The sequence below is a fragment of the Neorhizobium galegae genome (assembly GCF_017877135.1).
GTDB classification, from domain to species: Bacteria; Pseudomonadota; Alphaproteobacteria; order Rhizobiales; family Rhizobiaceae; genus Neorhizobium; species Neorhizobium galegae_A.
Map to the genome: position 1 here is coordinate 133,695 of NZ_JAGIPH010000004.1, position 22,496 is coordinate 156,190.

The 22,496-nt window shown below is 61.7% G+C and carries 21 protein-coding genes; 4 read left to right on the plus strand and 17 right to left on the minus strand.

Annotated elements, in window-relative coordinates; genetic code table 11:
* Positions 1-51 precede the first annotated feature (51 nt).
* From J2858_RS13560 to J2858_RS13615, 12 genes are all read right to left on the minus strand, one after another.
* On the minus strand, positions 52-2,007 hold the full coding sequence (locus J2858_RS13560) for a MacB family efflux pump subunit (RefSeq protein WP_210105343.1): 1,956 nt from the start codon (positions 2,005-2,007) through the stop codon (positions 52-54).
* A 4-nt stretch (positions 2,008-2,011) separates the two neighbouring features.
* Positions 2,012-3,214: an efflux RND transporter periplasmic adaptor subunit gene (locus J2858_RS13565; protein WP_210105344.1), complete on the minus strand. Its 1,203-nt coding sequence runs from the start codon at positions 3,212-3,214 to the stop codon at positions 2,012-2,014.
* Positions 3,215-3,326: 112 nt separating this feature from the next.
* Complete coding sequence (locus J2858_RS13570; protein WP_210105345.1) at positions 3,327-4,655, minus strand: L-fuconate dehydratase; 1,329 nt, start codon at positions 4,653-4,655, stop codon at positions 3,327-3,329.
* Positions 4,656-4,687: 32 nt separating this feature from the next.
* Positions 4,688-5,533 carry a fumarylacetoacetate hydrolase family protein gene (locus J2858_RS13575; RefSeq protein ID WP_210105346.1) on the minus strand — a complete coding sequence of 282 codons (846 nt, stop codon included), beginning with the start codon at positions 5,531-5,533 and terminating at the stop codon, positions 4,688-4,690.
* A gap of 26 nt (positions 5,534-5,559) precedes the next feature.
* Positions 5,560-6,291 (minus strand): SDR family oxidoreductase, encoded by a 732-nt coding sequence (locus J2858_RS13580; protein ID WP_210105347.1) that lies wholly within the window; start codon positions 6,289-6,291, stop codon positions 5,560-5,562.
* Between the two features lie 53 nt (positions 6,292-6,344).
* Positions 6,345-7,475: a mannitol dehydrogenase family protein gene (locus tag J2858_RS13585; protein WP_432443353.1), complete on the minus strand. Its 1,131-nt coding sequence runs from the start codon at positions 7,473-7,475 to the stop codon at positions 6,345-6,347.
* The gene (locus J2858_RS13590; RefSeq protein WP_210105349.1) at positions 7,472-8,482 is read right to left on the minus strand and encodes a zinc-binding alcohol dehydrogenase family protein; all 1,011 of its coding nucleotides are present in this window, start codon (positions 8,480-8,482) and stop codon (positions 7,472-7,474) included. Before J2858_RS13590 ends, J2858_RS13585 begins: the two co-directional genes overlap by 4 nt.
* A gap of 12 nt (positions 8,483-8,494) precedes the next feature.
* Entirely contained in the window at positions 8,495-9,325 is an 831-nt protein-coding gene (locus tag J2858_RS13595) for an amidohydrolase family protein (RefSeq protein ID WP_210105350.1), read from the minus strand.
* Between the two features lie 4 nt (positions 9,326-9,329).
* The gene (locus tag J2858_RS13600; RefSeq protein ID WP_210105351.1) at positions 9,330-10,343 is read right to left on the minus strand and encodes an aldo/keto reductase; all 1,014 of its coding nucleotides are present in this window, start codon (positions 10,341-10,343) and stop codon (positions 9,330-9,332) included.
* A 63-nt stretch (positions 10,344-10,406) separates the two neighbouring features.
* Entirely contained in the window at positions 10,407-11,348 is a 942-nt protein-coding gene (locus J2858_RS13605; protein ID WP_210105352.1) for an ABC transporter substrate-binding protein, read from the minus strand.
* 91 nt (positions 11,349-11,439) lie between these two features.
* A complete protein-coding gene (locus J2858_RS13610; RefSeq protein ID WP_210105647.1) occupies positions 11,440-12,459 on the minus strand; it encodes an ABC transporter permease in 1,020 nt (339 codons plus the stop codon).
* A gap of 8 nt (positions 12,460-12,467) precedes the next feature.
* Complete coding sequence (locus J2858_RS13615) at positions 12,468-14,066, minus strand: sugar ABC transporter ATP-binding protein (protein ID WP_210105353.1); 1,599 nt, start codon at positions 14,064-14,066, stop codon at positions 12,468-12,470.
* A gap of 220 nt (positions 14,067-14,286) precedes the next feature.
* On the opposite strand from J2858_RS13615, the gene J2858_RS13620 reads away from it, so the two are divergent.
* The 3 genes from J2858_RS13620 to J2858_RS13630 all read left to right on the plus strand — a co-directional run bounded on the left by J2858_RS13620 (position 14,287) and on the right by J2858_RS13630 (position 17,059).
* Positions 14,287-14,982 carry a FadR/GntR family transcriptional regulator gene (locus J2858_RS13620; protein ID WP_210105354.1) on the plus strand — a complete coding sequence of 232 codons (696 nt, stop codon included), beginning with the start codon at positions 14,287-14,289 and terminating at the stop codon, positions 14,980-14,982.
* Positions 14,983-15,026: 44 nt separating this feature from the next.
* On the plus strand, positions 15,027-16,559 hold the full coding sequence (locus J2858_RS13625) for a UxaA family hydrolase (protein WP_210105648.1): 1,533 nt from the start codon (positions 15,027-15,029) through the stop codon (positions 16,557-16,559).
* 149 nt (positions 16,560-16,708) lie between these two features.
* Positions 16,709-17,059 (plus strand): DUF4112 domain-containing protein, encoded by a 351-nt coding sequence (locus J2858_RS13630; protein WP_245366129.1) that lies wholly within the window; start codon positions 16,709-16,711, stop codon positions 17,057-17,059.
* Between the two features lie 28 nt (positions 17,060-17,087).
* On the opposite strand, the gene J2858_RS13635 is transcribed toward J2858_RS13630, so the two are convergent.
* From J2858_RS13635 to J2858_RS13655, 5 genes are all read right to left on the minus strand, one after another.
* Positions 17,088-18,101 (minus strand): acyltransferase family protein, encoded by a 1,014-nt coding sequence (locus tag J2858_RS13635; protein ID WP_210105356.1) that lies wholly within the window; start codon positions 18,099-18,101, stop codon positions 17,088-17,090.
* 37 nt (positions 18,102-18,138) lie between these two features.
* On the minus strand, positions 18,139-19,410 hold the full coding sequence (locus tag J2858_RS13640) for an O-antigen ligase family protein (protein ID WP_210105357.1): 1,272 nt from the start codon (positions 19,408-19,410) through the stop codon (positions 18,139-18,141).
* A gap of 5 nt (positions 19,411-19,415) precedes the next feature.
* On the minus strand, positions 19,416-20,681 hold the full coding sequence (locus J2858_RS13645) for a polysaccharide biosynthesis/export family protein (protein WP_210105358.1): 1,266 nt from the start codon (positions 20,679-20,681) through the stop codon (positions 19,416-19,418).
* Positions 20,682-20,812: 131 nt separating this feature from the next.
* Positions 20,813-21,493, minus strand: a complete 681-nt coding sequence (locus tag J2858_RS13650; protein ID WP_210105359.1) for a sugar transferase — start codon at positions 21,491-21,493, stop codon at positions 20,813-20,815.
* A complete protein-coding gene (locus tag J2858_RS13655) occupies positions 21,490-21,843 on the minus strand; it encodes a hypothetical protein (RefSeq protein WP_210105360.1) in 354 nt (117 codons plus the stop codon). The genes J2858_RS13650 and J2858_RS13655 overlap by 4 nt, the downstream gene beginning before the upstream one ends.
* Positions 21,844-22,164: 321 nt before the next feature.
* Here J2858_RS13655 and J2858_RS13660 point away from each other — a divergent pair, with 321 nt between their 5' ends.
* Positions 22,165-22,452, plus strand: a complete 288-nt coding sequence (locus J2858_RS13660) for an exopolysaccharide production repressor protein (RefSeq protein ID WP_210105361.1) — start codon at positions 22,165-22,167, stop codon at positions 22,450-22,452.
* Positions 22,453-22,496: the final 44 nt, after the last annotated feature.

Here is a 22,496-nt window from a genome sequence, read left to right on the forward strand (position 1 = left end):
CTGTCCTCCTGACCGGGACAAATCGTCGCCTCTCTTCGATCCGGCCGCAGGTCAGGAAAGCGCCGCCACCGGATCGAGCCTGGAGGCATTGCGGGCCGGAAGGAAGCCGAAGACGATCCCGATCATGCAGGAGCAGACGAAGGCGAGAAGCATGGGCGTTGCGGAAAAGACAAGGCTTATGCCGGCGCCGGACAGATTGGCGGCAAGACCGACCGAGAGCGCAAGCGTGATGCCGAGGACGCCGCCGATGAGGCAGACGAGCACGGCCTCGATGAGGAACTGCTGCAGGATATCCTGGCGGCGCGCGCCGACTGCCATGCGCACCCCGATTTCGCCCACACGCTCCGACACGGAAACGAGCATGATGTTCATCACACCGATGCCGCCGACGACGAGTGAAATGACGGCAATTGCCGAGACGAGAAGCGTCATGGTCTGTGTCGTGCTGGTGATGGTCTTGCGGATGTCATCGGTGTTGAGAATGAAGAAATCCTGCGTGCCGTGGCGTCGGGTGAGGAAGTCGGTCACCGCCTGCTCGGCGGCCGCCATGTCGGCATTGTCGGCCACGCGCACCGTGATGCTGCGCAGCGACGGATCACCGAGAAACCGCGTCTGCACGCTCGTATAGGGCAGGTAGATCGACAGGTTGTCGCTGGAGCCGAACCCGCCCTGCTGCGAGGAGATCACGCCGATCACCCTGACCGGCACGGTGCCGGCCAGAATGATCTGTCCGATCGGCTCGATGCCGTTGCCGGTAAACAGCGCCTTGGCGGTATTGTCATCGATCACGGCATCCTGCGCCAGCGCATCGACGCTGTCGGTGCCGAAGAAGCGGCCGGCGATCAGCTTGGACCCCTTGACGGTGAAATACTGACTGCCGACGCCGTTCACCAGCGCATTGGCAACCGTTGCGCCAAAGCGCGCGGTGGTGCTGGTGGAAACGGTGGGCGTGACGGCACCGACATAGGTGAGGCGCGCAAGGTTTTCCGCATCCGACACGACGAGCGTCTTCACGCGGCCGGACCTGGTATCGCCGAACCCCTTGCCGGGAAACACCTCCAGCGTGTTGGTGCCAAGGCTGCTGATATTGGCGAGAATCTGCTGCTGGCTGCCGGTGCCAAGCGCCACGACCAGCATGACCGAGGCAATGCCGATGATGATGCCGAGCATGGTGAGGAAACTGCGCAGCCGATGCGACTGGAGCGCTTTCAGTGCCATCACGAAGGCTTCGCGGAAGCGATCGACGCCGGCCGACAGGCTGTAGCGCACCCGCGGCGCCTCGCCTTGCCGCGTGGTTGCCGCCACTGGGGCCGCCTGCGTGCGCCGGTCGGCGGTAATCTGCCCGTCGGAAATTTCGATGATCCGCTTGGCGCGGGCTGCGACATTCGGATCATGGGTCACGATGATGATCGTCTTGCCGTCGCGGTTCAGTTCCTCAAGGATGCGCAGCACATCCTCGCCGCTTTTGCTGTCGAGCGCGCCGGTCGGCTCGTCGGCAAGGATGACCTCGGCATCGTTCATCAAAGCACGGGCAATGGAGACGCGCTGCTGCTGGCCGCCGGACAGCTGCCCCGGCCTGTGCTGCGTGCGGTCGCCCATGCCAAGCCTGCCCAGAATGGCTGCGCCGCGCTCGCGCCGGTCGCTGCGCGTGCGCCCCGCATAGATGGCCGGAATTTCCACATTGCCGAGCGCCGAAAGTTCGGCAAGCAGGTGATAGCGTTGGAAGATGAAGCCGAAATGCTCGCGTCTGAGACTCGACAAGGCATCGCTGTCCAGCGCAGACGTGTCCTGTCCGGACACACGGTACGTACCGGATGTCGGGCTGTCGAGCAGGCCAAGAAGGTTCATAAGCGTTGACTTGCCCGAGCCGGAGGCGCCGATGATGGCAACCATTTCGCCACGCTCGATGGTGAGGTCAACGTCCTTCAGGACCGTGATCGTGCCTTCGCCGGCGGGATATTCGCGACGCAGCTTTTCGATCTGGATGAGAGGTGCCTGGGTGGTCATCGCGTCAGAAACCCATCGGGCCGCCGCGGCGGCTGCCGGATTTCGAAGCTGCGCTTGCCTCGCTGATCACCACGTCGGCGCCTTCCTCAAGGCCGCTCTTCACTTCGGCGGTGATCTTGTTGTTGAGGCCGATCTCCACCGCGCGCTCGGCAACCGTGCCGTCTTGTGCCCGCACGCGCACGCTGTAGCGTCCGTCAGAAAGCGTCTTGCCAAGGGCAGCCGATGGAATGGTCAGCACCTCCTTGGCGGCGCCCAGCACGATGTTGACCTCCGCCGACATATAGGTGCGGAAGCGACCGTCGGTATTGGGCACGTCGAAGACGCCGATGTAATAGACGGCCGAGGATGAAGACGACGACGAGGACGAACTGCTGGAGGTGGAGCTGGAGACGCTGCTGTCACTGGTGATGGATTCCGGTGCCGGCTCGATGGAGGCAAGGCGTGCGTCATAGCTCTTGCCGCGCTCCCCGATCAGGTTGAAGCGCACGGCCTGTCCCGCTGTCACCCGGGTAATATCCGCTTCCGAGATTTCCGCCCGAACCGTCATGGTGGAAAGGTCGCCCAGGATGACGATCGTCGGGATCGACTGGGAGGCGTTGACAGTGCGCCCCTCCTGGTTGACGATCGCCAGCACTGTGCCGTCCATCGGCGCGGTGATGCGGGTATAGCCGAGTTCAGCCTTGGCGGTCTCGACGGCGATTTCCGCCGAGATGATCTGCGCGTCAAGTGCCGCGATCTGGGCGGTGGTGACGGCCACATTGGTTTCCGCCGTCTGCAGATCCGCTTCCGAGCCCGCCTGCTTGGAATAGATCGCCTGCTGGCGGATGAGAGTCTTACGGTAGCCCTCGAGGCTTGCCTGCTTTTCCTCTTTCTGCGCCTTCATGTTGGCGAGCGAAGCTTCGGAGGTGCGAAGTTCGTTGGTCTGCGTGGTGGAATCGATTTCGGCGATCAGGTCACCCTGACGCACCGTATCGCCGAGCTTGAACTTGATCGACGTGATCCGTCCCGAGGCCTGCGAGCCGACCGCAACCAGCCGGACCGGCTTCAGCGTGCCGGTCGCCAGAACCGTCTCTTCGACATTGCTGCGGGTCACGGGAGCCGTCAGGAAGGTGTTGGTTGCCGGTTTCTCCGTAAACCGCATCCAGCCGTAAACGCCCGCTGCCGCGACAGCGAGGGCGAGAAGAATGTGGCTACGCTTGATGGCCATGACAGGGAATGCCGATCTGCTATATTATTGGAACTTGCTCGTTCCGATAATGCCTTCTGCATGTCCCGGTCAATGGCTTGCGGATTAAACCTTGGTAATCCGCCTTTCCCTGTCAGCCGGCGCTTGCGGCTTTAAGGGGCCGCGATTCCCCGGTGCTTGCCTTGACCGGCGCAAAGGCAAACGCCTCAAGTGTCTCGGCGCGCATCTCGATGGAGAAGCCGGGCAGGACCGGCGGCATGTAGGCGGCATCCTTGATGACGCACGGATCGAGGAAATGCTCGTGCAGATGATCGACATATTCGATCACGCGGCCGTCCTTGGTGCCGGACACGGCGACATAGTCGATCATCGACAGGTGCTGCACATATTCGCAGAGCCCGACGCCGCCGGCATGCGGCCAGACGGGGAGGTTGTACTTTGCGGCAATCAGCAGCACCGACAGCACCTCGTTCAGTCCGCCCATGCGGCAGCTGTCGATCTGCACAACATCGATGGCGCCTTCGGCGATGAACTGCTTGAACATGATGCGGTTCTGGCACATTTCGCCGGTCGCCACCTTCACCGGCGCAATCGCCTCGCGGATCTTGCGATGGCCGGCCACATCGTCGGGGCTTGTCGGCTCCTCGATGAAGAAGGGATTGCAGAAGGACAGCTTCTTTACCCAGTCGATCGCCTGATCCACTTCCCAGACCTGGTTGGCATCGATCATCAGGTAGCGATCCGGCCCGATTACCTCGCGCGCGATGGTGAGGCGGCGAATATCGTCTTCGAGGTCGCGGCCGACCTTCATCTTGACATGGTTGAAGCCGGCATCGATCGCCTCCTGGCAGAGGCGGCGCAGCTTGTCGTCATCATAGCCGAGCCAGCCGGCCGAGGTGGTGTAGCAGGCATAGCCTTCGCGCGCGAGGGTCGCGATGCGCTCGGCCTTGCCGGCCTCTGCCTTCTTCAGGATGGCAACGGCCTCGTCGCGGGTCAGAACGTCGGTCAGATAGCGATAATCAACGATATCGGCGATCTCTTCCGCCGACATATCGGCCACCAGCCGCCAGACCGGCTTTTTGGCTTCCTTTGCCAGAAGATCCCAGAAGGCATTGACGACGGCGCCGGTTGCCAGATGCATGGCGCCCTTTTCCGGGCCGATCCAGCGCAATTGGCTGTCGCTGGTCAGATGGCGCCAGAACTGGCCCGGATGCGCCTTCACCACCGCAAGGTCGGTGCCGACGACAAGATGGCGCATGGCATCGATCGCCATGCAGCAGATGTCGTTGCCACGCCCGATGGTGAAGGTGAGGCCATGCCCGGCAAGGCCGGGCACGTCGGTTTCCAGAATGACATAGGCTGCCGAATAATCCGGGTCCGGGTTCATCGCATCAGAGCCATCAAGGCTCTGGGACGTGGGAAACCGCAGATCGATGATCCGCATGTCGGTGATGATGGCCATTCTCGTGTCTCCGGCAGATAGGTCAGGAAGGGTCAGGCGTCGGCGCGAAAGGTCTGTTTCTGTGTGCCGAGGCCTTCGATGCCAAGTTCGACCACGTCGCCGGGCTTCAGGTAGCGCTGCGGCTTCATGCCCATGCCGACGCCAGGCGGCGTGCCGGTGGAGATCACGTCACCCGGTTGCAGAGACATGAACTGGCTCAAGTAGGACACGAGGAAGGCAACGCCGTAGACCATGGTGGCCGTCGTGCCATTCTGCATGGTTTCGCCGTTGACCTTCAGCCACATGGTGAGGTTCTGCGGATCGGCGATCTCGTCCTTCGTTACCAGCCAGGGGCCGATGGGGCCGAAGGTGTCGCAGGACTTGCCCTTGGTCCACTGGCCGGAACGCTCGGTCTGGAAGGCGCGTTCCGACACGTCGTGGGAGACGCAGTAGCCGGCGACATACTCCATCGCATCGGCTTCGGAGACGTATTTTGCCGTCTTGCCGATGACGACACCCAGTTCCACTTCCCAGTCGGTCTTTTCAGAGCCGCGGGGGATCAGAACATCGTCGTTCGGGCCGCAGATGGCCGAGCTTGCCTTCATGAAGATGACCGGTTCCGGCGGAACCGCCATGCCGGATTCGGCAGCGTGGTCGGAATAGTTGAGGCCGATGCAGATGAATTTGCCGGTCTGGCCGACGCAGGGGCCGAGACGCTCGGTGCTCGACACTTCCGGCAGCGCAGCCAAGTCGAGAGCTGCCAGTTTGGCAAGGTTTTGCGGGTCGAGTGCAGCGCCTGAAATGTCGCTGACATGAGCGGAAATATCGCGGATCGTGCCGTTGGCATCAACGAGTGCCGGGCGTTCTGCGCCAGGTGCGCCGTAACGAAGCAGTTTCATGGGGTATTCCTTCCTGAAGTCTGATGTCAGATGGTCCAGCCGCCATCGATGGCGATGGCCTGGCCTGATGTATAGGTTGCGCCGGCCAGATACACGGCAAGATCTGCAATTTCTTCTGGCGCGCCCAGCCGTCCGATCGGCTGGCGGGCGATGAAGGCGGCGCGGGCTGCCTCGTAGTCGCCTTGAGCGCGCAGGCGCTCCTGCAGCGACGGGCTTTCCACCGTTCCGGGGCAGATGGCATTGCAGCGGATATTGTGGCCGACATAATCGGCCGCCACGGCCTTGGTGAGGCCGATGACGGCAGCTTTCGTCACGCCATAGGCAAAGCGGTTCGGCACGCCTTTGATCGAGGAGGCGACGGAAGCCATGTTGATGATGGCGCCGTCGCGCCGCTCCATCATGCCCGGCAGTACGGCGCGGATGGTGCGGATCATCGCCTTGACGTTGAGGTCGATGGCGAAATCCAGATCGCTGTCCTTCATCTCGAGAACCGAACCGCCATGCACGACGCCGGCGCAGTTGAAGAGAATGTCGACCGCACCGATACCGGCGACGCAGGCCTTGACGGCTGCCTCATCGAGAACATCCAGCCGTTGTGCCTTGAGATTATCGAGTGCCGGAAGCTCGGCCAGTGCCTGTTCGTTGATGTCTGTTGCGTAGACCACGGCTCCTGCCTGCGCAAATGCGATGGCACTTGCCCGCCCGATGCCCTGGCCGGCGGCGGTGATCAAAACCGTCTTGCCTTGAAGGTTAGCCATTTCCGTTCCTCTTCTGCATCATGTCCTGTTTGCCGCTCATTGCCATGCGAATGTCAGGAGATCTCGGCAAGCGCAGCCTTCAGTTTCGGCTGCTCGATTGCAAGGCCAAGATCGGCCGCGCGCGTCACCATCGGCAGGAATCTCCGGCGTTTTTTTTCTGCGTGATTGCCGGCGATATCCGAGAGGCGGTGCTTCAGGAACGGGTTGAGGAACCGGTCCCGCACGGTATCCAGATAGGCGCGCGCTTCCTCGCCCCTGCCATCCGCCTCGAAGACCGGCAGAACTTCCTGAGCCCAGACGGTTTCCACTGCCTCCCGCATCTGCGGATCTTCCATCGCTTCGCGCACGGTTTCATCGGCGCGGCGCTGATCCTTCAGCCAGTATTCTGCAAGCACCGAATGGCCAAGGTTGAGGAGATGCAGCTTCAGCATCTCGAACCGGTCGAGATCGTCCGTCAGCGTGATGGCCGGATGTCGGCAGGGCAGAACGAGCCCTTCCTGCTGCTCGATCGCCCAGAGGGCGTACGGTTCGGCCACGGCGCCGACCGGCGCGATCGGCTCGGCGACGATGCGATCAACGAGGCTGTTGGCGAAATGGCAGGTCTCGTTCAGCCAGAGCCGGAACTCGTCCGGCAGTTCCCATTCCAGCGCCAGCTGCTCGATCAGCGTGCGCAGCCGCGATCCGTTCTGCGGTACCAGTTCGCAGGGAAAGATCGACAGGGCCACGTCCCTGTTCGTCACGAAGCGATGCGCAAGCAGGACGGCAAGCTTGGCCGGAAAGCTTTTCGGCAGGCGCTCGATATCGGTCAGAAGCGCCGCATCGTCGGAGGGATCCAGATCATAGCCACGGTCGCCGGTGTTGGAGATGATCACCTGAACAGTGACGGCAAGCGCACGGACCCGCTGCCAGTCGGTCGAAGCTGTCAGCGCTTCGCTGATGGCGCCACCGGATCTCTCCTCGTCGATGACGGTGCCGTCGGTCAGGCCGCGGATCCGCACCGGATAGTGCGGTTCGCGCGAAAGGGCTGCGATGCGGGCCGCGCTTTCGCCACTGGAGGTCGTCTGCACCACGGCAATCGTGCCCAGCGCTTCACCGGTCGCGAGCGCTTCAGACACGAAGAGATCCGCGTGGGCCAGCAAAAACCGGCTGGTTCCGAACTGCAGGATGGCGGGTTGCGGCATCACGCGACTTCCACCATGGCCTTGACGACGCCGGCTGCCGGATCGGTCAGCCCGGCAAACTGCTCCGGCACCTGAGACAGCGACATGCGGTGGGTAATCAGCGCATCCGGCACATGGCCGGCGCGCATCGCTGCCATCACATGATGGAAATCGGCAGCCGTTGCATTGCGGCTGCCGAGCAGCGTGGTTTCGCGCTTGTGGAATTCCGGATCGGAAAAGGTGATGTTGGAGGCCACGATGGACACCAGCACATAGGTGCCGGCATGGGCGACAAAGCCGAAGCCGCGCTCGATGGCCTTCGGGTTGCCCGTTGCATCAAACACCGTTTCGAAGAAATTGCCGTCGGTGATGGCCGACAGCTGCTCTACGTCGCCTTCACCCAGCATGACGGTGGAGGTGATGCCGAGATGGCGTTCGGCAAAGTCCAGCCGGTCGCGCCGGCTGTCGATCAGGGTGACATCAGCCCCCTCCATCCTGGCAAAAACGGCAACCGCAAGGCCGATCGGGCCGGCGCCCGCAATCAGCACTTTCTCACCGGAACGGGTCTTGGCCCGGGCCACGGCATGGGCGCCGATCGCCAGAAACTCCACCATCGCCGCCTGGTCGAGCGACAGCCCGTCCGCCTTCAGAAGGAACTCGGCCGGCAGGCAGAGATATTCCGTCATGCCGCCATCGCGGTGAACGCCGAGCACGCCGATATTGCGGCAGCAATTGGTGCGCCCCTTCAGGCAGGCATCACAATGGCCGCAGGACATATAGGGGATGATGGCCACCGTATCGCCGGCCGAAAGACCGCTGCCGTCCGGGGCTTCCTCCACCGTTGCCGCCAGCTCATGACCCATCACCCGCGGATAGGAGAGATAGGGCTGGTTTCCGGTAAAGATGTGCAGGTCGGTGCCGCAGACGCCGACGCGGCGGATTTTGACAAGCGCTTCGCCCGCAGCGGGAACGGGCTTCTGACGCTCTGTGGCGATGAGGGTGCCGGGAGTATCGCAAACAATTGTTAGCATTGACTTACCTATTCAGCCGATGGAAGGCCCGTTCAAGCGATAGAAGGACTGGGCGTTCTGCCCGAAAACGAAAGCATGATGGCTTGCCGGAACCATGTCGCGGCACTGGTCGAACCAGCCTTGATAGTCGCCGGCCAGGCGCACGACCGGCCAGTCGCTTCCCCAGATGACGCCTTCGGCGCCAAACAGATCCAGGATGGTCTCACCATAGGGACGCACCGCCTCGGGCTTCTGGTCGCCAGCTTCGGTAAGCAGCCCCGAAAGCTTGCAGGACACATTGGGGAGGGCCGCAAGATCGGCCATGGCCGCGCGCCATTCGACAAAGCGCCCCCTGGCGATCTCGGGCTTTGCGCCATGGTCGATGACGATGCGCAGGTCCGGATGGCGATCGGCAAAGACAACGAGATGCGGCAGGTGTTTGGGGAAGACGAGCGCGTCGAAGGCGAGGTCTGCCGCAACCATGGCCGCAACCGCCGGGTCGAGCGCCGGATCGGTGATCCACTGGTCGTCGGAAAGGCCCTGCAGCATTGGGCGCAGTCCCTTCAGCTTTTCATGGGTCGCAAGGCGGGCGATGGCATCCGGCGCATCGGGTGCTTTGAGATCCGTCCAGCCGACGACACCGAGGATGAAATCGTGCCGGTCGGCGAGATCCAGCATGAAGGCCGTGTCGGCGTCGCTCTCCATGGTCTGGACCAGCACCGTGCCATCGATGCCGCAGGCGGCAAGCAGCGGCTTCAGGTCGTCCGGCGCAAAATCCCGGTAAATGGCCGCAAGCTCTGCCGGCGGCCATTCGCCAGCCCGCTCCGCCAATCGCCAGAAATGCTGATGGGCGTCGATGCGCATGCGATCAGGCCCCTTGTCCTGGGACGGGAGCACCCTCGGCGATCAGGCCGCGCTGCTTGAGCGCCGACCAGAAGGAGGCGGGGATTTCCTCCTCGAACCAGGCCGTGTTGGCGGTCAGCTGGTCGCGGTTGCGCGCGCCGGAAACGATGGTGAGGGCGGCCGGGTGCGCCAGCGGAAACTGCAGGGCTGCGGCCTGCAGAGTCACGCCTTCGGCAGCGCAGGCCTCGTGGAGAGCGTCGACGCGGGCCAGCATCTCCGGCGGGGCATCGGCATAGTTGAATTTGCGATTGCCGGCGAGGATGCCGGAATTGAAGGCCCCGGCAATCACGATGCCGACGCCCTTTTCAGCGCAGCGATCCATGAAGGCAAGGCTCTGCTGCTCGAGAAGCGTGTAGCGGCCGGCCAGCATGCAGATATCGATTTCGGCGACTTCCATCGCGTCACGGATGATTTCCCATTCGTTGACGCCAAGGCCGATGGCCTTGGTCGCGCCTTCCTCGCGCAGCTTTGCAAGCGCGCGAAAACCGCCGCCGTCGGTCAGCTGGCTCCAGTAATGCGCGTGCTTGTCGCCATGCGTCACGCTGCCGATATCGTGGATATAGAGAATGTCGGGCGCCAGAATGCCGAGCCGCTGCTGGCTGGCCTCGAAGGAGCGCATCACGCCGTCATAGGTGTAGTCATAGACCGGGCGGAAGGGCAGGGGCTCGACATAGCCCTCTTCTTCCGCGCCAACCGTCGGGTCCGGCGTCATCACGCGTCCAACCTTGGTGCTGACCACATAGTCTTCGCGGGCAAAATCGGTGAGCATGGTGCCGAGCCGACGCTCGGACCGGGTGAAACCGTAATAGGGCGCCGTATCGAAATAGCGGATGCCGGAATCCCAGGCCGCCTTAAAGGCGCCGGCGGATTCCTCGTAGGGCGTGACGCGGTAAAGATTGCCCATCTGGGCGCAGCCAAGGCCCATGCCGGTCAGGGAAACGCCCGTGCGGGCATGCGTGTGCTGGTGGGTAACCTTCATGACATCCTGCCTTCCGTGTGAGAAGGGACGCGCGGACAACCGCGCGTCCGTATGCTTTTAAGCTCAGTAGAGAACGTTCTTGGCTTCCGGCTTGTCGATATTGTCCTTGGTGACGACGACCACACCGGTATCGACGAACTTCTCGACCTTTTCCTTCTTGAGGAGCTTGGACACGGTCTTCACGCCGAGTTCGCCCATCTGGAACGAGCCCTGCACGGCAATGGCCGACAGCGTTCCATCCTTGACGAATTCCTGCAGGTCCTGATTGCCGTCAAAGCCGACGGCGACGACCTTGCCGGCCTTGCCGGCCTGCTTGATGGCGCGGCCCATGCCGATGGCGGTCGGCTCGTTGGCGCCGAAGATGCCCTTGAGGTCGGCATTGGCAGCCAGCACGTCGGTCGTCTGGTTGAGCGCCGTTGCCATCTGCGACTGCGAGTAATAGGGGCCGACGATCTGCAGCTTGGAATTGGCCTTGATGTAATCGGTAAAGCCGCCGACGCGACCGATTTCCGAACCGGCACCGGCCACATAGGACATGACGGCGATCTTGCCTTCCTTGCCGACCTTGTCGATCAGCGCCTGGGCGGCGAGTTCGCCGGCCTTGCGGTTGTCGGTGGCCAGGAACGACTGGTAATACTGCTCGGCGCCCTTGGCGAGCATCGAGTCGACGATCACCACCGGAATGCGGGCTTCCCAGGCCTTCTTCACGGCAGGCACCAGCGCATCCGGATCGGACGGGGCGAGCACGATGCCGGCCACGCCGCGGTTGACGGCATTTTCCACCATGTTGACCTGGTCGGCGATGGCCGATTCCGAGGCCGGACCCTGGAAGGTCATTGTATTGCCGGCGCCGACCTCCTTCATGGCGGCATCGGCACCCTTCTGGACGTTCTGCCAGAAGGTCGAGTTGACCGTCTTCACGATGACCGCGATCTCGGCGGCCTGCACGGATGCAGCCGAAAGCATGATCACCGATGTCAGCAATGCTGTTGCAAGCTTTTTCATTTCCATCCTCCTAAAATGAAGCGGCCCTTATGGCCCCCTCCCGGGAGATCCCACTCCCTTGTCTTTTGCGGATAAGGGTCCGCACCCTCTCTCATCGGCGGTTGCGCAGCTGGTCGATCCAGACAGTGACCAGAATGACGAGACCGATGATGATCTGCTGTGTGAAGGCGGAGACGCCGTTCATGTTGAGCCCGTTGCGCAGGATGCCGATGACGAAGGCGCCGATGGCGGTGCCGGAAATCGTGCCGACGCCGCCGATGAGCGACGTGCCGCCGATGACGGCGCTTGCGATCGCATCCAGTTCGTACATGACACCTTCATTCGGCTGGGCCGTCACGAGGCGCGACATCAGCACGCAGCCGGTGAGGCCCGCCAGCGTGCCGGAGAGCACATAGGTGAAATTGGTGACGCGGGTGACGTTAACGCCCGACAGGCGCGCCGCATCGACATTCGAGCCGACCGCATAGATATGCCGCCCGAGCACCGAGCGGTTCAGCATGAAGGACACCGCAAGCGCGATCACCACCATCAGGACGACCGGATAGGGAATGCCGGGAAACACCACGTTCGGAAAACCGTCGTCACCGATCGTGACGATGCGAAACAGCGAGCCGTTGCCGAGTTCGCCAAAGCTTTCGCCAAGGCCGGAGACGGCGCGCGCGCCGGTGATCTGCAGCGCAACGCCGCGGGCAATCAGCATCATGCCAAGTGTTGCGATGAATGGCGGCAGCTTCATGCGGGTGACGAGAATGCCGTTGACCAGACCGCAGGCGGAGCCGGTGAGAATGCCGATCAGCATGCCGATCGGAACCGGCATGCCGAGCTCCTTGACGGCAAGCGCCGCCACCACGCCGGCAAGCGCCAGGACCGAGCCGACCGAGAGGTCAATGCCACCGGTGATGATGACGCAGGTCGCCCCGATGCCGAGCAGCGCGATCGACGTGACCTGAAGCGCGATCGTCATGCCGTTGTTGACGGTGAAGAAGGCATTGCTGGTGCTGGAAAACACCGCGATCAACACGAAGAGGCTGCCAAGGGCGGCAAACTTCTGGATCACATCCTTTTGCCGGTCGCTGAGGCGGCGGCTCTTTGGTTCGCTCGGTGTGCTCATCATTGTCCTCAATTCGCCGTTCTGGCCTTCGGGCTGTGCCCGTAGCCGGAGGCGTAACGCATGATTTCTTCCTGGTTGGTCTTTGCCGTCTCCAGGATGCCGGTGATGGTGCCGTTGTGGAAAACCGCGACACGGTCGGTCATGCCCAGAATTTCCGGCAGTTCCGAACTGATCAGGATGACCCCGATGCCATCGCGCGCAAGCTCGTCCATGATCTTGTAGATGGCGTATTTCGCCCCGACATCGATGCCGCGCGTCGGCTCGTCGAAGAAGAGGATGCGCGACTTGCGAAACAGCCACTTGCCGATGATGATCTTCTGCTGGTTGCCGCCCGACAGCAGCCGCACCGGCTGACGGATCGAGGGTGTCTTGATGCTCAGGAGATCGACATATTCGTTGGCCACCTCGGCATGACGGCCAAAGTCGATGAGGCCGAAGCGGTTCGACAGCTCTTCCATATTGGCAAGCGTCATATTGGCATCGACCGGCATCTTGACGGCGAGCCCCTGCGCCTTGCGGTCTTCCGAGAGATAGGCAAGGCCGCTGGCGATCGCATCGCGCGGCGAGCGGATCGAAAGCGTCTTGCCACCCATCGTCACCGTGCCGCTGTCCAGCGGATCGGCGCCGAAGATGGCGCGGGCAACTTCTGTGCGGCCGGCACCCATCAGACCGGCAAAGCCGAGGATCTCGCCGCGCCGCAGCGTGAAGCTGACATTGCGGAAGACGCCGGCGCGGGTGAGGTTGTCGACCGAAAAGATCACCTCCTCGGTCGGCGTCGAGGTGCGTTCGGGAAACTTTTCCTCGAGCGACCGGCCGACCATCTTGGCAACGATATCGTCCACCGTCGTATCGGCAAAATGATCGGTCGCCACATACTGGCCATCGCGCAGCACGGTGACGCGGTCGACGATCTCGGCCATCTCGTCCAGCCGATGCGAGATGTAGACGATGCCGACGCCGGAGGCCTTGAGGTCGTGGATCACCTTGAACAGAAGGCGCGTTTCCTGCTCGGTCAGCGACGAGGTCGGCTCGTCCATGATCAAAACTTCGGCATTCAGCGACAGGGCCTTGGCAATTTCCACCATCTGGCACTGGGCAACCGAGAGTTCGCGCACCAGGCGATCCGGCGAGATCGAAACCCCCAGCCGGTCGAGACAGGCCTGTGCGTCCGCCTTCAGCTTCTTGCGGTCCACGAGAAAACCCCGGCGGGGTTCGCGGGCGAGATAGATGTTTTCCGCCACCGTCATGTGCGGCACCAGGTTCAGTTCCTGGTGGATGATGGCAATGCCAATGTTTTCCGCTTCGAGCGGCGAGGAGAAGCTGCGCTCGACGCCCTTGTAGACGATGCGGCCGGAGGTCGGCGTGTAGACGCCGCTGATGATTTTCATCAGCGTGGACTTGCCGGCGCCGTTCTCGCCGCAGACCGCATGCACCTCGCCACGGTGTAAGTCAAAGCTTACGTCAGCCAGGGCCCGGACGCTTGGAAACTCCTTGGAAATGTTTTGAAGGCTGAGAAGCGGCGCGCCTCCTGCATCACCCGCATGGCGTGCAGAGGCCGCAGCTGCGCGGGGTGTCGCGTTGACGGAATTGATCTCGCCGCTGTGCATTGAAGTCCTCCTCGCGCATCCTGCGCCGTCGATCCAGCTCCACCCGTCGACTGCGGGCCTATTGGTAGGCGGCCTTGCCAAACTGGTCAAGCCAATTTCTCGACGAGAGGGTTTTGATTGCTGGTAATCGTCCTATTGCACTGTATTTGCAGTATAAATTATTGGTCTTGCCAGTTTTGGGGTGATTGCCTATGGTAAGGCCAATCAGAAGCGAGTGGTGATGAACGGGTTCAGAACGACGGAGCGCAGGCTCTATCAGCAGGTGGCGGATCAGATCCGTGGGCTCATCCAGGCGGGCCAGTTCAGGCTTGGCCAGCGCCTGCCCTCGGAGCGCGAACTCGCCCTGCAACTCGGTGTATCCCGCCCATCCCTGCGCGAGGCCCTGATCGCTTTGGAAATCGACGGCACGGTCGAGATCCGCATGGGCTCGGGCATCTATCTCGTGGCAAACACGGAACGACGGGCCGCCACATCCGCCTCGATGGGGGAGAGCCCGGTTGAGCTGATGCAGGCGCGCGCTGCCGTCGAAAGCGCGGTCATCGTGCTCGCCTCGTCGCGCATGACGACCGAGTGCCTGAAAACCCTTCGTCAGATCCTGGACGGCATGGCCGCCGAAATTGCCGAAGGACGCAAGCCCGTGGAGCACGACCGTCAGTTCCACCTGACGATCGCCAGCCAGTCGGGCAACGGGGTCCTGGCACGTCTGGTGGGCGAACTCTTCGACGATCGCCACAGCCCCCTGTCGACGCAATTGCGCGAGCATTTCGAGACGCCGGACACCTGGAGCATGGCGCTCTTTGAACACGAACAGATCTACACGGCGCTGGAGGGGCGTGATTCATTGCTGGCACAGGCGATGATGCATGCCCATCTGGAGGAATCGAAGCGCCGCTGGCTGGATAGCGAACCGCGTTGATCGCGATGATTTTCCAAGACGACCTCCAGGGAGGAGGAGACATGATGACAGACACCGTTTCACCCGTGATTTTGCTCAATGCCGCAGACGATGTGGTGGTGACCCGCCGCTCGCTGCAGCCGGGCACCGATTCGGGCTTCAATGGCATTGTCGCCGGCCAGTTGATCGGCCGCGGGCACAAGATGGCGATCCGCGCCATCGCCAGTGGTCAGGAGGTGCGCAAATATGGCCAGATCATCGGTCTTGCGACGCAGGACATCGCGCCGGGAGATCATGTGCATCTGCATAACCTTGCCATGCTTCCGTCCGAGCACGAGCACCAGTTCAGCGTCGATATAGAGGAAAAGGGCATGCTGCCGCTTGCCGAACGGCGCACCTTCATGGGGTTTGACCGCGGCATCGGCGGTGCCGGCACGCGCAATTTCATCGGCATCATTTCGTCGGTCAACTGTTCGGCTACCGTCTCGCGATACATCGCCGATTACTTCAACCGCATGGGCGGGCTCGACGGCTTTGACAATATCGACGGCGTCGTGGCGCTGACGCATGGCACCGGCTGTGCGCTCAATAACAAGTCGGAAGGCTATCGCCTGCTCATCCGCACCATCCAGGGCTATGCCCGCCATCCGAATTTCGGCGGCATCCTGATGATCGGGCTTGGCTGCGAAACCAACCAGATCGGCCCGATCCTCGAACACTACAAGATGGAGGAGGGCGACCGGCTGCGCACGATGACGATCCAGCAGCATGGCGGCACGCGCAAGACCATCGATGCGGCGATCGAGATCATCAAGGAGATGCTGCCGGTGGTGAATGCGGCACGCCGCACGCCACAACCACTGTCGAAGCTGAAGCTTGCGCTGGAATGCGGCGGCTCCGACGGCTATTCCGGCATTTCCGCCAATCCCGCCCTCGGTTATGCCTCGGACCTTCTGGTGCGTCACGGCGGCACCACGGTGCTTGCCGAAACGCCTGAAATCTATGGTGCCGAGCATCTGCTGACGCGGCGCGCCGTCACGCCGGCGGTTGCCGAAAAGCTTCTGCAGCGCATCGACTGGTGGCGCGATTATACCGCCCGCAATGGCGATGAACTCAACAACAACCCTTCGCATGGCAACAAGCTTGGCGGCCTGACGACCATTCTGGAAAAATCGCTCGGCGCCGTGGCCAAGGGCGGCTCCATGCCTTTGAAGGCCGTCTACGAGTTTGCAGAAGCGGTGACCGAACCCGGCTTTGTCTTCATGGATACGCCCGGTTATGATCCGGTGGCCGTGACGGGCCAAGTGGCGGGTGGCTGCAACGTCATCTGTTTCACCACCGGGCGCGGTTCGGTCTCCGGCTTCAAGCCGTCCCCCTGCATCAAGATCGCCACGAATACAGACATGTACGAGCACATGCGCGAAGACATGGATTTGAACTGCGGCGGCATCGTCACGGGTGACGAGACGATCGAGCAGTCCGGCGAGCGCATCTTCGAGCATATCATTGCCGTTGCCTCCGGCCAGAAGACCTTGAGCGAAATCTATGACTACGGCGACAACGAATTCGTGCCGTGGCAGGTCGGCGCCGTGACCTGATGATTTTGGCGGGTTTCCCGGATGTTCGGGGAACCGCTTCATCGCTGCCCCGTTAGCGCCTCATCGAAGCGACAGGGGTTGCGGCAATGGCAGATGCAGACCCATTACACGGCGCGGCACGGCGCAGAACCGTTCTGGATGCCCACGCCATGCGCCGCCTCGTGCGCATGGCAAAGCTTGCCCGCCTCATGGATACGGCGCTGCGCGTGCCTGGCACCAATATCCGCTTCGGTGCCGATTCCATCATGGGCCTGTTGCCTGTGGCGGGCGACGCGGCAGGCGCGGTGATCGGTCTCGTCATCGTCAACGAAGCGCGCCGGCTTGGCCTGCCGGCTTCAAAGCAGATGCAGATGCTTGCCAATATCGGCACCGATGCTGTCTTCGGCAGCCTGCCGCTGGTCGGTGACCTGTTCGACGTCTATTTCAAGCCGCACCGGCGCAATATCCAGATGATCCTCGATCATTTCGGACTGACGCACGAGGATCTTGCCCGCTACTGAACCGGTCTGCCGTGCAACGGTCGAATGATCAGTCGGCGGTGACCCGGCGCCCGGGCAGGCGAAAGACGATGCGGCGGTGCTTGATGAAGACATGGAGCGGCCGCTCGATCAGCTCGTAACAGGCGATGCCCACCAGCGTTCCGATCACGGCGCCACTCCAGAGGATGAGCCATGTTGGCAGGCCGGCGGAAAGGCCAAGCTTCAGCACCACCGAGATTGCAAAGGTGTGCCAGAGATAGATCGAATAGGACGCGTCGCCGAGATAGGAAAGTCCCGGCAGTGTCGGCAGCATGTCGGCTTTTTCCAGCGCAAGCACACCCAGCACAAGGCAGATGGCGAGCGGCGCGCAGAGGAAGGTGTTGAACTCGGCCCGCAGCAGATAGATCGCCGTAAAGGAAAAGATTGCAACCGCAATCAGCATCAGCCCGGTGTCAGCGCGCGGCACGCGGCCGGACAGCCAGAGCCTTCCGATCACGGCACCGGCCAGAAACTCCAGAATGAGCGGCCGTGTATAGAAGAAAGCGGGGGTGCCGGGTGTCGTCACGGAAAAACCGACGACAGCCAGCGCGCCAAAAATGAGGCTGAGGGCCGCAAGGCGACGGCCGGGCGCCAGCATCAGCGAGACGGCGAAGGCGAGGTAGAAGAACATTTCGTAATTCAGCGTCCAGCCCTGGACGAGAACCGGCCAGAGCGCGCCGCCATTCGGCGAGGGGACGGGGAGGAAGAGGTAGGAGCCGATCAGATGTGGCGCATCGATCACGAGGTTCGGAAAGAGACCGGCAAATGCGCCGAAGACCATCACCGTCGTGGCAAGCCAGTAGCTCGGGGCGATGCGCAACAGGCGATCCTTGAGGAAGGCGCCGGGCGTCTGGTTCCGGTTCTGGCTGATGACGATCATGATGAAGCCGCTGACGACAAAGAAGACATCGACACCGGCAGCGCCGATGGCGAAATTCTCCTCCAAGCGTTCGGCGGCGTGGAACAGGACCACGGCAAGCGCTGCGATCGCCCGGAGATACTGAATGCCGTAGAGCGTCTTCATGGTGTGATCCCGTCCGGCCGTTCGGCGCTGAATTGCCTCATGCAAGACGCGCCCGCCGCTCGGGTAAAAGGCGTGCACGTTCGAAGGCAGGTGAGGGGACCCGCGAGCCAAGCGACAACCGCGCGACGGCGAAGTAAAACAGGAAGGAGCCGACATGGTAGGGGTGCATGATGTCGATCTCCACGAAGGAGCGCACCAGAAGCAGCGCCAAAAGCCCGAAGAGCACCATAGAATCGAGGTTGCGGCCATCATGCAGCACCCGCTTCAGATGGCCGAAGAAACCGGCAAGCAGCGTCAGCGCCAGAAGCGCGGTTCCCACCACGCCGGTTTCCACCATGGTCTCGATATAGGTGTTGTGGAAGTGGAAGCCGCTGCGCGAGCCGATGTAGAATTCCTCCCACAGGCGTTCCGCCTCCGGAAATCCCTGCACCCAGTAACCCTGGTAGCCGAGCCCGATCAACGGAGACTGGCGCGCCGCCTCGATGCCCTGCTGCCACAGATAGGTGCGTCCCGTCAGCGTTGAATCCTTACCGAAAATTCCAAGGACCGCATCCATGGCGCCCATGGTGAGGGCGGCGTTGACGCCGATGACCGCAAGGATGATGCCGCTGGCAAAGACGATCTTGCGGGTGGTCGGCGCCAGAAGCAGGAGAACCTGCAGCCCGCTGCAGGCGGCAATGATGACAAGCGTCGTCAGAACCGACGTGGCCGATTGCGAGGCAAGGAGGCAGTAGGCCGACAAGAGCGCCGTGCCGGCACAGGCGGCCAGCCAGAGCCGGCGCATGCCCATCAGCATGATGCCCGCATAGGCAAAGTAGAGCCCGAGAGAGGCATAGAAACCGAGCTGGTTCTTCGAGGCAAAGGCACCGACAAAGCTGTAGGTGCCGTCCAGAGGATCAAAGTGGTAAACACCGAACAGCATCGAATAGCCCAGCACCACGGCGCAGCCGGCAATGACGCCGCGCACGAGCGTCGCGACGCTGAGGGTGCGCATGGCAATCAGCGCGCAGATGATGTGGGTGAGGTACTGGATTGCGGTGCGAAGCGACACGCCCGGTGCCGGCGACCAGAAGACCGACAGAAAGCAGAAACCGGCAAAGCCGAAGATCCAGAACGAGCGCATCGGGTTTCCAAGCACCCGCTTGTAATCCAGCATCACCAGCGGCAGCCAGACGGCGTAATAGCCAAGGATCGAGACCTGACCGAACCGGCTCGAATAGGCAAAGACGAACAGCGACAGCATGACTGCCGCCGTGCCGTACAGCGCGTTTTCTTCCGGATTGATCAGGACGGCCTTGGCTATCTTCATGGGCGTTACTGCATCAGGAGTTCGGAGGTGACCTTGATCACGTCGCCGGGCTGAAGCTTCATCGTTTCGTCGGCGGCGATTTCCTTGGCGCCTGTTCCGTTATCGCGCACGATCGAGTAGCGGATGCTGGCGGACTTGCCGTGCGGGTCAAATTTCAGGGCTTCGGCGGACTGCGCCAGCGATTCGGCCACCAATTGCTGACTTGTGCCGATCTGCAGGTTCAGCTTTTCCAGTTCCGCCTCGGTGTCCTGCATCTCCTTGGCGCGCTGCGCTTCCCAGTCGTTGCGCAGGTTGATCTCGTCCTGGTTTGCCTGGCTGATCTGCTGCTTGGCCCGCAGCGAATTGGTGTCGATATCGAGAAGGGCGGACTGAACCTCGGCTGCCCGCTCCTCGCTCGAAATCATGCGGGAGCTGAGCGCCAGACCCTGGTCGCTGAGGCGGCTGATCTTTTCGCGATCCTTCTCGACGATGTCGAGCTGGCGAGTCTGTGTCTCGGTCTTGCGCTGCAGGGATTCCACTTCGCTCTGCAGCAGCGCCTTGAGATCGGCCAGCGCCTTCAGCTGCAATTCATAGCGGTCGCGGCGCTGCTTCATCAAGGCGGTTTCGCTGCGGATCAGCTCGGACGCATTGGCGACCTTCTGCAGTTCCGCAGGCACCTTGATCTCGGGGGCGCCGGACATTTCCGCTTCCAGCCGGGCATGACGGGCGATGAGGCGGGCGCGCTGGCCATCATAGACGGCGAGATCGCCCTTGGCATTGATGAAATCACGGGCAAAGCGCTGGCCGCTGTCGGAACGGCGCAGGCCGCCGGCAAGGCTTACGGCTTTCAAAACCGTAATATTGGGCGAAAACGGATATTGCCCTGGCGTCTGGACGTCACCGGCGAGGAACACCGGACGGAATTCAGCGACTTCCACCGATGCGGAGGGCAGGTTTCTAAGGGCGAACTGCTGCTGAAGCTTTGCGCCGATGTCTGTCGCCACTTCGGCCGGCGTGCGGCCTGCGGCATCAAGGTTGCCGATGAAGGGCAAGGAGAGGGTGCCCGACGCGCCGACGCTATAATCGCCGCTCAGCGCATCCCAGCTTTTGACGACGCCTTCGGCAGGCTGCCATTCCGCAACACGAATGCGCAGCCTGTCCATCACGCCGAGTTTGTAGGTCTGGTCATCTGCCATGGCTGCGTCGGCCATGATCAGCGTCATGCCGGCCATCAGGCAGGCGATGATGCGTCTGGAGCCGCTCTTTTGAGTCGCGCTTGCTTTTGCCAGCATTGAATATTCCCGGTTGAGGGCGGACAAGGACGTCGAACTTTCGTCGACGCCATCCGCCATTCATAAGAGCTTGAGGTGGGATAAGGACCGCGCGCCTCAAGACATGCGCGGTCGAACTGTACCGATTGAGATCAGTAGCTTCCGCGCGACATGCAGACGGCGGGAATGGTCTTCAGGATGATCGACATATCGCGCATCAGGGACCAGTTCTGGACATAGTGCGTATCGAAGGCGATACGGCTTTCATAGGAGACGTCGTTGCGGCCGCTGATCTGCCACAGACCGGTGAGGCCGGGGCGCGTGCGCAGATAATAGACAGCGAAATTGTCGTAAAGCGTCAGTTCCTCGTCCACCACAGGGCGGGGGCCGACAATGCTCATTTCGCCGCGAATGACGTTGAACAGCTGCGGCAGTTCGTCGAGGCTCAGCTTGCGCAGGACCGAGCCGACAGCCGTGACGCGCGGATCATCCTTCAGCTTGCGGGTTGCCCGCCATTCGTCGGCAGCCTCCGGGTTGTTGTGCAGGTGCTTGCGCAACACTTCGTCCCCGTTCATCACCATGGTGCGGAACTTGAGGCATTTGAAGCTGCGTCCGTTATGGCCGACGCGGCTGTGGCCGTAGAAAATGCGGCCGCCGTCGGTGAACTTGACCAGGGCCATGATCATCAGGAAGAGCGGACTGAACACGACCAGGGCGATCATCGCCGTGGTGATATCAAAAGCGCGTTTGGCAACACCGCCTGTGGGAAAGGCGAAGTGCAGGTCGTCGGGTGCGGTAAGCGGCGAAATTGCCGATCGTGTCGCGGACTTCATAGAGAGGAACTCCATTGGTGGTGCGAGTGGTCGGTGCCCTTGCGGCCCATCATGTGCCGGCGGATGGGACAATAATTGTGTGTTTGGAATTTGTTTCCAGTTATTTTTTTATGGCGACCGCCCGAGCTTGTGCCATTTTGGGTTATGAAGTGTCTCGTTATGAGGCGATACTTTCCGAGATCGAAATGCAGTTTTTGCTGAAATTCAAGATATATTGTCTCTTTTTGGTCTGGAATAGTCTTGTGGGTCGCGCCACTGCGCGCTGTGGCAGGTTGCACAGGGATAAACTTGCCGACCACTCCGATATCATTGCTTGAAACTGACGATTTTGCCCAATAAATAACTGTCATTCACTCATTTTTGTGCGCCGCAATGTTTATGTTGCATCGCAATGAGGCGATCGCAGCGCAGCATTTCTCTGTAACAAATTTTGATCAAAAACCGCGCCTCAACCGATTGAAAAGGTCGTATCGGACAGCGGCGGCGGTTTAATGCGGCCGAAATCGGGCATAAGCTGCAAGCGGCCTTCCATGAGTTCATTACGAAATATTCATGAAGGGTGGCCACAGGAATGTGATAGCGTTTTGTCGGCATTTTGCGATAAGGCGGGTGGGCAAAGAGCAAAGCCGAGGCGGTGACGACGCAGGGCCAAGTGCCGGGAGGTTTCGACCATGTATGGACCACGTGTCATTGCCAGCATGTCGATCGTGCTTGTGGTGTTTGCCGTCGCTACCTACTTCCTCCAGGGCTCGGCCGTTGCAACTTTCTGGCAAACAATTCTTTGCGCCATTCTGCTGCAGACCGGTTACTTCCTCTGCGTCCTGTTTCTTGTCTCGCGCGAACGGGCCGCACGGGCCCGCAAGGCCGCGGAGAGCGGCAGTGTCTCGCGCAGCAGCGACGGTGCAATCTCCGGCGAGATCCGCCCATCCACCTCGCATCTGAAGGTCAGCGACCACTAGGAACCACCTCCACGGCTGCAATTTTGCTGCAGGTGCTTCCATAT

What these genes read in the sequence shown, in the direction of transcription:
- J2858_RS13600 (WP_210105351.1), bottom strand. Translation starts at nt 10,343, where the DNA reads ATGAAGGTTACCCACCAGCACACGCATGCCCGCACGGGCGTTTCCCTG.
- J2858_RS13590 (WP_210105349.1), bottom strand. Translation starts at nt 8,482, where the DNA reads ATGCTAACAATTGTTTGCGATACTCCCGGCACCCTCATCGCCACAGAG.
- J2858_RS13580 (WP_210105347.1), bottom strand. Translation starts at nt 6,291, where the DNA reads ATGGCTAACCTTCAAGGCAAGACGGTTTTGATCACCGCCGCCGGCCAG.
- J2858_RS13640 (WP_210105357.1), bottom strand. Translation starts at nt 19,410, where the DNA reads ATGAAGATAGCCAAGGCCGTCCTGATCAATCCGGAAGAAAACGCGCTG.
- J2858_RS13610 (WP_210105647.1), bottom strand. Translation starts at nt 12,459, where the DNA reads ATGAGCACACCGAGCGAACCAAAGAGCCGCCGCCTCAGCGACCGGCAA.
- J2858_RS13565 (WP_210105344.1), bottom strand. Translation starts at nt 3,214, where the DNA reads ATGGCCATCAAGCGTAGCCACATTCTTCTCGCCCTCGCTGTCGCGGCA.
- J2858_RS13620 (WP_210105354.1), top strand. Translation starts at nt 14,287, where the DNA reads ATGAACGGGTTCAGAACGACGGAGCGCAGGCTCTATCAGCAGGTGGCG.
- J2858_RS13630 (WP_245366129.1), top strand. Translation starts at nt 16,709, where the DNA reads ATGCGCCGCCTCGTGCGCATGGCAAAGCTTGCCCGCCTCATGGATACG.
- J2858_RS13595 (WP_210105350.1), bottom strand. Translation starts at nt 9,325, where the DNA reads ATGCGCATCGACGCCCATCAGCATTTCTGGCGATTGGCGGAGCGGGCT.
- J2858_RS13625 (WP_210105648.1), top strand. Translation starts at nt 15,027, where the DNA reads ATGACAGACACCGTTTCACCCGTGATTTTGCTCAATGCCGCAGACGAT.
- J2858_RS13575 (WP_210105346.1), bottom strand. Translation starts at nt 5,533, where the DNA reads ATGAAACTGCTTCGTTACGGCGCACCTGGCGCAGAACGCCCGGCACTC.
- J2858_RS13635 (WP_210105356.1), bottom strand. Translation starts at nt 18,101, where the DNA reads ATGAAGACGCTCTACGGCATTCAGTATCTCCGGGCGATCGCAGCGCTT.
- J2858_RS13570 (WP_210105345.1), bottom strand. Translation starts at nt 4,655, where the DNA reads ATGGCCATCATCACCGACATGCGGATCATCGATCTGCGGTTTCCCACG.
- J2858_RS13605 (WP_210105352.1), bottom strand. Translation starts at nt 11,348, where the DNA reads ATGAAAAAGCTTGCAACAGCATTGCTGACATCGGTGATCATGCTTTCG.
- J2858_RS13645 (WP_210105358.1), bottom strand. Translation starts at nt 20,681, where the DNA reads ATGCTGGCAAAAGCAAGCGCGACTCAAAAGAGCGGCTCCAGACGCATC.
- J2858_RS13650 (WP_210105359.1), bottom strand. Translation starts at nt 21,493, where the DNA reads ATGAAGTCCGCGACACGATCGGCAATTTCGCCGCTTACCGCACCCGAC.
- J2858_RS13660 (WP_210105361.1), top strand. Translation starts at nt 22,165, where the DNA reads ATGTATGGACCACGTGTCATTGCCAGCATGTCGATCGTGCTTGTGGTG.
- J2858_RS13560 (WP_210105343.1), bottom strand. Translation starts at nt 2,007, where the DNA reads ATGACCACCCAGGCACCTCTCATCCAGATCGAAAAGCTGCGTCGCGAA.
- J2858_RS13615 (WP_210105353.1), bottom strand. Translation starts at nt 14,066, where the DNA reads ATGCACAGCGGCGAGATCAATTCCGTCAACGCGACACCCCGCGCAGCT.
- J2858_RS13655 (WP_210105360.1), bottom strand. Translation starts at nt 21,843, where the DNA reads ATGACAGTTATTTATTGGGCAAAATCGTCAGTTTCAAGCAATGATATC.